Annotated in this window: 9 protein-coding genes; 3 read left to right on the top strand and 6 right to left on the bottom strand. The window is 41.7% G+C overall.

Going from position 1 to position 10,528, the window contains the following annotated elements:
* Window positions 1–237 precede the first annotated feature (237 nt).
* The 6 genes from ISP07_RS20325 to ISP07_RS20300 all read right to left on the bottom strand — a co-directional run bounded on the left by ISP07_RS20325 (window position 238) and on the right by ISP07_RS20300 (window position 5,778).
* A complete protein-coding gene (locus tag ISP07_RS20325) occupies window positions 238–690 on the bottom strand; it encodes a hypothetical protein (protein WP_209328707.1) in 453 nt (150 codons plus the stop codon).
* A gap of 15 nt (window positions 691–705) precedes the next feature.
* Window positions 706–954 (bottom strand): hypothetical protein, encoded by a 249-nt coding sequence (locus tag ISP07_RS20320; RefSeq protein WP_209328706.1) that lies wholly within the window; start codon window positions 952–954, stop codon window positions 706–708.
* A gap of 91 nt (window positions 955–1,045) precedes the next feature.
* Window positions 1,046–2,323 (bottom strand): LysM peptidoglycan-binding domain-containing protein, encoded by a 1,278-nt coding sequence (locus ISP07_RS20315; RefSeq protein WP_209328705.1) that lies wholly within the window; start codon window positions 2,321–2,323, stop codon window positions 1,046–1,048.
* Window positions 2,324–2,441: 118 nt separating this feature from the next.
* Window positions 2,442–2,981 (bottom strand): hypothetical protein, encoded by a 540-nt coding sequence (locus ISP07_RS20310; protein WP_209328704.1) that lies wholly within the window; start codon window positions 2,979–2,981, stop codon window positions 2,442–2,444.
* Between the two features lie 85 nt (window positions 2,982–3,066).
* Window positions 3,067–4,371, bottom strand: coding sequence for a sensor histidine kinase (locus ISP07_RS20305; protein WP_209328703.1), 1,305 nt, complete (start codon window positions 4,369–4,371; stop codon window positions 3,067–3,069).
* 3 nt (window positions 4,372–4,374) lie between these two features.
* Window positions 4,375–5,778: a sigma-54-dependent transcriptional regulator gene (locus ISP07_RS20300; protein WP_209328702.1), complete on the bottom strand. Its 1,404-nt coding sequence runs from the start codon at window positions 5,776–5,778 to the stop codon at window positions 4,375–4,377.
* Between the two features lie 230 nt (window positions 5,779–6,008).
* Here ISP07_RS20300 and ISP07_RS20295 point away from each other — a divergent pair, with 230 nt between their 5' ends.
* The 3 genes from ISP07_RS20295 to ISP07_RS20285 are packed head-to-tail and all read left to right on the top strand — an operon-like array spanning window position 6,009 to window position 10,373.
* Window positions 6,009–7,262, top strand: a complete 1,254-nt coding sequence (locus ISP07_RS20295) for an efflux RND transporter periplasmic adaptor subunit (RefSeq protein ID WP_209328701.1) — start codon at window positions 6,009–6,011, stop codon at window positions 7,260–7,262.
* Between the two features lie 11 nt (window positions 7,263–7,273).
* Window positions 7,274–7,975, top strand: a complete 702-nt coding sequence (locus ISP07_RS20290) for an ABC transporter ATP-binding protein (protein WP_209328700.1) — start codon at window positions 7,274–7,276, stop codon at window positions 7,973–7,975.
* A 1-nt stretch (window position 7,976) separates the two neighbouring features.
* Entirely contained in the window at window positions 7,977–10,373 is a 2,397-nt protein-coding gene (locus ISP07_RS20285; RefSeq protein WP_209328699.1) for an ABC transporter permease, read from the top strand.
* The last annotated feature ends 155 nt before the right edge of the window (window positions 10,374–10,528 follow it).

Below are 10,528 nucleotides of genomic sequence, written 5' to 3'. Positions count from 1 at the left end.
AGCCCGCATATAAGCACGCAGTCTGACAAAATTAACGAAGGGTATTGTGCAATAGGAGGAGTCCATATAAGGCACTTTAGTGCCGAATCTAGACCAGAACAAACACATTCACGGCTAAAGCCATTCCTACAAGTACACTTTGCCTAGAACCTAGAGCCTAGAGCCTAATTGCAGAGGAAGACGCAGCACCAAACATCTCCACCACGCGGCTGATCGCTGACGGCTGAAAGCTCGGTGTCACTCACACTGCTGTATTTCTTTCACATCACCGCGGCCATCGCTTAGGTAGCATTGTTCTAGCAACGAGCAGTAGCAAATCTCGGTTTTGATATTAAAGCGTTGGTCATTTACCTTGTCCCACTGAGTTGCATTGAAGCCTGTTTTCTTAAAACCAAAAAGATTAAGTTTGCTGCCAGATGCCAGTAACCGGTTATCACTGGCACTCGTCATAATCCAGCCAAATGCTTCGAAAATATTTATGTCGGGAGAATCATCTTGCAGAGTTTGTAGCTGTGTTTCATATGCTTGTGTATCAAAACAGCATGCAGAAATTACTTTATAGATATCTAAATATGATTGGTCGTTATAATGATACTTCACATACTTTACTATCGCAGGTCCTGAGCCTGAATTAGTGAGTACAAAGGTGATTTCAGATTGATTTTTTTCCTCATTAAAATTCCCCGTCATCACTTCGAGCCATGGTCAGGTTGCGGCTTTTACTTGTCGTTCTGCGGCGTTGGCTTGCAAGTAAGTGGCATAAAAGGAGGCTGCGGAGATAATAATCGCACAGAGTGCGAGAAATAGGTTTAGCCGCTCGTTGGTAAACCATGCCTTGCGCTGATTGCTGGCTGGTTGAGTGTTTTGCTGGGTGGTCTTTGTTTGTTCTTCAACGTTAGTGTCTTGTTCTGTTTTAACGGTGGAACAGCTTGCGTCCTGTTGCTGATTATCCATAATTTTTAATTGTTGTTTTTATAGACTAACAAAGATACAACTTTAATTGGATAGATAAAAGAGACAGGGAGTAAAACTCCCTGATTTGGTATTAACTATTTGAGATAAATACGGTGAGCTTTTCACCCACTCTTAAGCTATCTCTTGAAAGGTTATTCCATTGTTTGAGTTTAGTGATACTGACTTTGTATTGCTTTGCTATCTTCCAAAGGCTATCGCCAGATTTCACCTTATACTCGATTTGTTGATCAGCCAATTGCGGTAATATCAGTTTTTGACCAATACGAATGGTGTTTGTTTTTAGGTTATTGAAGGTTTTCAGTTGGCTAACTGTTACTTTATATTTTTTTGCAATCACACTTAAGCTATCACCGCGTTTAACAGTGTAATGTTGCCACTGGCTATAATCATTGCTCTTTTGATTAGCTAATAGAGTTTGATAACTTGCTTGCTGATCTTTTGGGACCACAATATGTGGCGCATCAATCACTGCTGGGTATCGGATAACACCATGGTTTAGCTCTTCAAGCTCTTGCCATTTCGCTTTGTCTGCCAAGATCACGGCACCTGTCACTGGTAAGGTCGCAATAGCCTGCTCATTCTTAATGGCAGGGAATATCATTTTTTGGTGCTTTAATAATTGTGCTGCGGCCAGTAACTTAGGCACGTATTGTTTGGTTTGCGATGGTAGTTTTAAGCTAAAGAAGTCCGTCGACTTACCTTGTTTTTTATTACGAGCAATTGCCTGTAATACACGCCCTTCACCAATATTGTAGGCAGCAATAGCATGATACCAATCGCCATCAAAGCGTTTATAAAGGTATTCCATAAAATCCAAAGCTGCGCGGGTGCTGTCGATCACATCTTGGCGACCATCATACCAAGGGGTAATTTTTACTTTAAAGTATTTGGCGATTGAGGGGGTGAGTTGCCATAAACCCGATGCATGTTTGTGCGAATAGGCACTGGCATCAAAATCGCTCTCTATAAGCGGCATTAGAGCGAGTTCTATTGGTAAGTCACGGTTTTCTACTTCTGTAACGATATGATACAAATACGGCTCTGCACGGCGGCTTATTTCTTCCATGTAATTAGGATGAGTAAGGTACCAAGCAATACGCTTTTGCACATCTGGGTGACTTGAATCGCTAAACTGCAGTTGAATGCGAATACGCTGCCATACATCATCAAGTTCACTTGGTTTGAGCGGTGTCACCGCGTCTACTTGTGCTGTTTTAGCTTCTGCAACCACAGTACCTGGATTGGCTTTGATGATGGGCTTCTTTTCGGGAAGTGACTCAGGGGCAGTCTGACAGCCTGTTACAATAAAAGAAACAACAACAAGGCCTAAAAATCGATTTAAAAACACGTATTAAAATACTCCGTTAACTTAGGTGCGGGTAAACTAAAGCGCCTAAGCTTAACATAGGGTGAGCTAAAAATGACCATTAGATTAACAGCTCGCTAACTTACTCACCCAATTGAAATTAAAACGAAATACTAACTTGTAACCCAGCATAACCATGGTTTTGTGCTTCCCAATAGCGGCTGTCTATTTCTCGGGCTCTGGCATAGATCTCTATTCTGAATGGCTTTGAATCCACGCCCATGCCCACACCAACATAGCCATCAATATTATTGTGGTCGTCATCATAGCGGTCTCTGTAGTCGTGGTCATCGCGGTCGTCGTATACAGCAAGCTCAATTAAATCTAAGCCCACTTCGCCATAGACAAAAAAGTCGCTGAAATAACCAAATTTGATGCCGCTATCTAAGGTGAGAAATGTCTCCCGATCACCTTTTTTAGTAAATACTTCTGCTGAGCCTAGTGCCGTTATAAATGCTGCGCCGAAATTACTGTAGTTATTTTTAGCCATAAATTCGATGCCGGCTGAGGTGATTGAATCAGTACTATTATGTTCTGATTTAACAAACAGGTTCATATCTGGGCTGTCATAAATACCAGCAAAGCTTGTAGCAGGAATGAAGGTTAGTGATGAAAACAGTGCTAAGGCGAGGTATCGCATATTGATTAGTCCATTAAACGTTAATGGGTAGATGATACCAAACGGCGCCTTAGCAAATTGTAAGCAATTGTTCTATCTATGTAAGTTAGCCGAACACGCAGCGAAAGCAGGCTCCTTGCTGGCGTTTGATATATACCAGATCGCCGCCATGATTGAGCATGATCTGGCGCGATAAACTTAAACCTATTCCTGAGCCTTGTTGCTTAGTAGTAAAAAATGGCACAAAAATCATCTCAATCACATGATCGCTGATACCTGTACCATTGTCGCTGACCTCTAAATACAGTTGCTGATTAGCATTTTGTGCAATGCTTACCTCAATGCACTTTGCTGACTTTGAAGTATTTAACTGCTTAAGGACATCAATGGCATTTGTAAGCAGGTTTATTATTACTTGTTCAACTTGGCCTCTATCTATCATTACTAACTGTTGGCTTTGCACCGATAAATTCAACGTAATATTAAGCTGCTTAGCTTGTTGTGAGTGCAGAGCGACAACTTGCTTGGCAAGATCGGCCAGAATATGTGGCTGTAAGTGTGGGGCGGGTAAGCTACTAACCTTTTTAAATTGCGCTATAAATACCCCTAAATGCTCGGTTCGTGATGCGAGTGTTGTTAGGGCGAGTTGCAAGTCTTGTTTATCTTCCTGATCATCAAAACTAAGCTCAGTTGGCAGCAGCGCCGTACAAGTTTGTGCTAAAGAAGAGAGTGGCGTAATCGAATTAGCAATTTCATGGGTTAGTACTTTGGTAAGGCGCTTATAAGCTTGTTGCTCTTTTAATTGCAGCTGATCATGAATCGATTGCAAACTGATCACTTTACGAACTTTACCTTGGATTTCGGCAATACTGATCTGCACAGATAACGTATCGTGCTGCTCACCATTTTGCCATGGCACGGTATTACGGCTATTTTGTTTTGCGTCTTGAACGAGGTTTGCGATTACACCTAGATCATCGATGTGCTTTACAGCCTGCCCAAGCAAGCGACTGACCGCAGGGTTACTTTCAATAATATTGCCTTGTTCATCACATACTAATACTGCTAAATCGATATGAATTAATAGTGCTTGTAAGAACTGAGCTTGTTGCTCTGCATTAAAACGTGCAGCCTGAATTTGTTGTTTAACCTGCTCAAATTGCTGCTGCATAGGGTGTTGGTCGCCAAAGCCTAATGTGCTGTCTCCATTCGCTAAAGCGCGAAACACCATATCTGCACGCCTTGTTTGGCGTTTAAATAAATTAAAAATTTGCGCGGCACATACCAAATTTAAAATAACTAAAAGTGCCGAAATTGCAGAAAACCCGCTTTGCTCTACTTGCCAAAACAAAGCAATTGATAAACCAATTAGCGCAGCTAATAGGCTGGCTAAGCTAATAAAATTTCGCATCGATTACAGTCCGTATTTTTCTAAACGACGATACATGGCTCCGCGTGTTAGGCCGAGCGCTTTTGCTGCATGACTCACGTTCCCTTGAAAATGCTTTAAAGCTGCACGAACGGTTCTCTGCTCGATGATTTCAAGATCAAAAGTGTCGTAGTCAGTGGCGTTTGAAGAGAGCTCACTTGTGCTAACAGCAGCATTTGGTGAGCTTATCACCGAGCTTATATCGAGCTCTGAGCCTTCTGATAGGATGACTGCTCGCTCAATTGCATGGGCAAGTTCACGGACATTGCCTGGCCAATGATACTGACTTAAACGTGCCATATCAGATGCTGCAATCGAGAGCTCACGTTTGTATTTATGTGCAAAGTGCTGCAAGTAGTAGTTACACAGTAATGGAATGTCTTCACTACGCTCACGCAGAGCTGGCAAACGGATCTCTACGGTATTAACACGGTACAGTAAGTCTTGCCTAAACTTGCCTTCAGTAACTGCTTGTTCGAGGTTTTCATTGGTTGCACAGATCAAACGAATATCAATATCGATGACTTTAGAGCCACCAACCGGTGTTATTTGCCTGTTTTGTAGTGCCGCAAGTAGTTTAACTTGTTGGTTAAGCGGTAAATTACCTAGCTCGTCTAAAAATAAACTACCACCATGAGCAAGCTCAAATCGGCCAATGCGATCTTCTTTCGCGCCAGTAAACGCCCCTTTTTTATGGCCAAATAGTTCGCTTTCAAACAGGCTTTCGGCTAGTGAGCCCATGTCTAGGCTTATGAAGGGTTGGCTTTGGCGCTGGCTTGCATTGTGGATTGCATGGGCAGTGAGTTCTTTACCTGTGCCACTTTCGCCACTAATCAATATGTTGGCATCTGTGTTGGCTGCTTTGTCGATAACCGAAAAAACCTGCTGCATGGCATCACTTTGGCCTAAAAACTCAAATGGTTGATTGCCGATTGACTGCTGCAAGGCCTGCTTTTGTTTTGTGAGCTTACCAACTTGCTGCTTGTCTTTAGCGTGTGAAAATGCCGCTGCAACAGCACCGAGTAATTGCTCATTTTGCCAAGGTTTGGCAATAAAGTCAGAGGCACCAGCTTTAATTGCTTCGACAGCTAGCTGAATATCGCTGTAGGCCGTCATAAGCAGTACCGCAATATTAGCGTCTTGGCTCATGATCTTTTTTAGCCAGTAGAATCCTTCTTTGCCACTAATTGAGTCTTGCGTGAAGTTCATATCGAGTAACACAACATCTATGGACTGATCCGCCTCATGCTGTGCGTTAATGATACCTTCGATATCAAAGGGGTTATCTGTGGTTTTTACAACCTGATAATGCTGCTTTAAAAGTAATCGTGCGGCGATAAGTACGTCGGGGTTATCATCGACAATAAGAATTGATCCTGCTTGTTTCATAGCTATTTATTATTATTCCTTTATGGGAACACTAAGATTAATTGAAAATAGTAACAGTGTCCATTTATGGACGATATATGGATTTTGAAGTGTTCTATAAGCGGACACTTGATTATATGCATGTTTATTGGTTTTTATGTAAGTTATTGTAATTTAATAAAAATAAAAGTTGGCACAAGAGTTGTTTTATCTATAGGTAATTAGCACCTAGATAACTTAAAGGCGTCAACATGGATAAGAAAATTACACGCTCAAATAACAAAGCATTTTTTAAGAAATCAGTCATTGCAGCGGCATGCTTAGCTGTTGCGGCAGCAGCTTATGGTTTCACGCAAACTGAGCAAACAGGTCGTAGTCAGCAAGTAACCGCGACAAGCTTAACGATTAGCACAGTACAACAAGGTGAATTTGTTGATGCTTTAAGTCTTCGTGGTCAGGTTATGCCTCGCACTACTATTTACCTCGACACCATTGCCGGAGGCCAAGTCGAAGAGCGACTTGTTGAGCAAGGTGAGTTTGTTAAAAAAGGCCAACCACTTGTGCGTTTAAGCAATACCAATTTGCAGCTTGATGTAATGAGTCGTGAAGCCCAGGTGACTGAGCAGCTTAACTTTTTACGTAACACGCAAATGAATATGGAAACCAGCCGTTTAAACTTACGCCGTGATTTGCTTGAAATCGATCTTAAAATCACGCATTTATCGCGTCGCTTAAAACAAACTCAGCCGCTAGTGAAAACGGGTGTGTTAGCACAAGAGCAATTATCTGAAATTCAAGAAGACTTAGCGTATTACAAAGCGCGTAAAGAACTAACCCTTGAGCGTCAAAAGCAAGAAAACAGCATTCGTGAAGTTCAGGTAGCTCAGTTAAAAGACAGTGCCGACATGTTAGAGAAAAACCTACAGTTTGCACGTAAGAACCTTGAAAACTTACTCATAACAGCACCAGCCGATGGTTATTTAAGTGAACTTGATGTTGAAATTGGTGAATCAAAAGGCCGTGGTGCTCGCCTAGGGCAGATTGATATTCCTAATGAATACAAGCTAGTTGTGAGACTAGATGAGTTTTACCTGAGCCAAGTTCAAACAGGTATGCAAGTGCTTATTGAGCATGAACAAGGCGAAATTGCGGCAACAGTTAGCAAAATTGATAGTCGTGTTCAGCAATCACAGTTTCAGGTTGAGGTCGATTTACCCAATGGCACGAGCAATATAAAACGTGGGCAAAGCCTAGATGTACAGCTGATGCTAGGTGATAGCAAAGGCACTGCTTTATTACTTGAACGCGGCGCATTTTTTACCAGCTCAGGAGGTAACTGGGTTTATGTCATGGAAAAAGATGGCAACCGTGCAGTACGAAAAGACATTCGTCTTGGCAAAAAGAATCAAAACTATTATGAAGTGTTAAGTGGCCTAAGCGCCGGAGATCGCGTGATCACCTCTAGCTACAGCAACTTTGATAAAGCACAACAACTACAATTTTAAGGATAATAACAATGATTAAATTAACTAACTTATCACGCGTATTCCGTACTCAAGATGTTGAAACAACAGCGCTTAATAACATTAACTTACATGTAAACGAAGGCGAGTTTCTTGCCATTATGGGGCCATCTGGCTGTGGTAAATCAACATTACTCTCTATTTTAGGTATGTTGGATTCGCCATCGGCAGGTAGTTTTGAATTTTTAGGTGAAGACATCGCAGAGTTTGGTGAAAAACAATTAGCAACACTTAGAAAAGCGTCGATTGGTTTTGTTTTCCAAAGCTTTAACTTAATTGATGAATTAACAGTATTTGAAAACGTTGAGCTGCCATTACAGTATCAAAATATCTCAAAAAGTGAACGTAAGCAGCGAGTAGACGCAATTTTAAAACGTGTTGCAATCGACCATAGAGCAGATCACTTACCGCAACAGCTATCGGGCGGTCAGCAGCAACGTGTAGCGGTAGCCCGAGCTCTTGTGATTAATCCAAAACTTATCTTAGCGGATGAGCCTACGGGTAACCTTGATTCAAAAAATGGTGATGAAGTCATGGCGATGCTGCGTGAGCTAAATCGCGAAGGTACCACGGTAATTGTGGTTACTCACTCAGAAAAAGAAGGCAATTATGCTGACCGTTTAGTGCGCTTACTTGATGGCCAAGTGATGGTTGATAAAGCTAACCGTGTTCAACAAACAGCAGAGGTGGCATAACATGATTTTAAGTTATTTGATCACCGCGCTGCGTGCGTTTAAAAACCAAAAGCAGCACTTTATTTTAAATGTTCTGGGTTTAAGTGTGGGCTTAGCTGCGGCAATTCTAGTTGCTTTATTTGCAAAAAATGAGCTTTCGTACGATAGCCAACAGCCTCATGCGGAGCGTGTTTATCGCGTTGGCCAGGACTTCTCAAAACTTGGTTTAGCTGTGGTGCCTATTTTTAATTATGTGCAGTCAAAGCAGGCCGAAGATTACAGCCAAGTTGAAGAAGTGTTCGGATTAACTATGGTCGAGCTGACCCGTGAAGCCATGGTGGATGTGAGTTACCGCAATCAAGGCTATAAGTTAAATGCCTTATATGGTGCTACAGCAAATATTGAAAATTTCATTGCTATGGAGACGTTGGCGGGTGATTTAACAACAGCAATGAGTATTCCAGATAGCCTCGCTTTAAGTGAGTCAGAAGCTCTGCGCATTTTTGGTCGCACCGATGTGATTGGTGAAACACTTACGCATGAACAAGGACAGTACACAGTGCGTGCCGTGTTTGCGGACTTAGCAGATAACACTCACTTCGCCTTTAAAAACCTTGTTTATGTTAAGCATGATCCAAGCAAAATAGACATCAACAGTAGTTATGTTTATATGCGTGTAGCTGAGGGCACCGATACAGATGCATTAGCTAAAACCTTAACAGAGCGATTTTTTAGAGGTTCGATGCTGGAGCAAGTTAGTTTAGAGCTGCATCCATTACTTGATTTACACCTAACGGCTAAATCACCGTTTGAGATGAAAGCGGGTGGTGCTAAACAAGTGGTTATGATCTGTGTTGGTTTAAGTGTGTTACTTATTCTTATTGCAGGTTTTAACTTCATCAATATGACCGTCGCTCAATCGACTAAACGTGCAAAAGAAGTGGGTGTGCGTAAAGCGCTTGGCGCAAGTAAAGGCCAGTTAGTAACGCAGTTTTTATCTGAATCTGTGTTGGTATCAATGCTTTCAATGGTGATTGCTTGTGCTTTAGTGGAGCTACTTTTACCAAGCTTTAATCAACTAGTAGACCGCGAATTGGTCGTGAATTATGCCTCTGAATTTGGCATTGCAATTATTGTGGTCGCAATTGCTGTGGGCATATTAGCTGGGCTTTATCCTGCATTCTTTATTTCGTCATTCAGTGCAAAACGCGTTTTAAGTGGAGACTTACAACGAGGTAATACTGCAATATGGGTTCGTAAGAGCTTACTAACCTTACAGGCTTCACTAGCAATAGGTTTAATCATTGCCTCTATTACTTTGTTAAAGCAATTAACTTACTTACAAAGCTTACCTTTAGGCTATGAAACGACACAAAGATTGGTTATTTCAGAGCTACCTGTAGGCGAAGTATTCACAAAAGAAAAAAATGCCTTAGTTAACCGTATTAGTGCAATTCAAGGCGTACAGCAAACAACAGTTATTGATACCCGTTTAACTGTTTCAATCAATAATACACTTATGCCAACGTGGCCAAATGGTGAAGCATCTGGCAGCTTAACGCCTGTTGTAGGTGCAAGCTACGATGTTGTAAAAACGCTAGGGTTAAAACTGGTTGCTGGTCGTGACTTTAGCCGTGAGTTTGCTGGTGATTGGGCAAGCCGCGAAAATGGAGTAACAAGTACTGGCACTATTGTGACTGAATCTGTCGCAAGGCAAGCGGGTTACACTAACATGAGTGACATTATCGGTAAGGTAATTAAAGACTCAGGTCGTGGCGTAGATATGCGTGTTGTGGGTGTGGTTGAAGATGTAAAAGTAGGTAATGCTAAAGATGCCAACTCAAATATTATGTTCTTATGTGGCTTTAACTTTTTATCACCAGTATCAGAACTAATTTTAACGATTGATCAGCAAAACTTGCCTTACATTAAAGCTCAGATCGCTGAAGTATTAGCAAGCTCAGCCAATATCTATGAGCCAAAAATTAACTTACTCGCAGACAACTACAAAACTCTGTTAAAAGGTGATGAGCGAATTTCGAATGTGGTTTTAATCTTTACCGGTCTTGCTGTGTTCTTAACTTGTTTAGGTACCTTTGGTTTGGCTTCGTTTGCAACAGTACGTCGTCAAAAAGAAGTGGCCGTTCGAAAAGTGCTAGGTGCATCTCGCATCAGTATCGTCAATATTATTGCTAAAGAGTTCTTAGTGCTGGTGGCGGTAAGTATTGCTATTGCGTATCCAGTGACTTACTTGTTAGTTGGTGATTGGTTAGCAAATTTTAATGACCGCATTGAACAAGCTGTATGGGTGTATTTAGTTGCCGCCGTCGCGGTGGCCGCCATTACTTGGATTACCGTTGCAAGCTTAGCCTTTAAGGCCGCAAGCACCAGACCATCACTTATCTTAAGATATGAATAACAGTTAACTAACTCCCAACTATAAGCCCAGCAATACAGCTGGGCTTTTTATTTTTTAAATGAGTCGCCATGAATGACAACCTACGTAGATACCATCTCTCATAACCAGCTTCAAGTTTAAGTTTAAGCAACTTGAGGCTGATATTCGGTTTGATT

Source organism: Pseudoalteromonas sp. PA2MD11, assembly GCF_017808125.1.
GTDB lineage: Bacteria > Pseudomonadota > Gammaproteobacteria > Enterobacterales > Alteromonadaceae > Pseudoalteromonas > Pseudoalteromonas simplex.
This window is presented reverse-complemented; position numbering and strand designations above follow the sequence as displayed.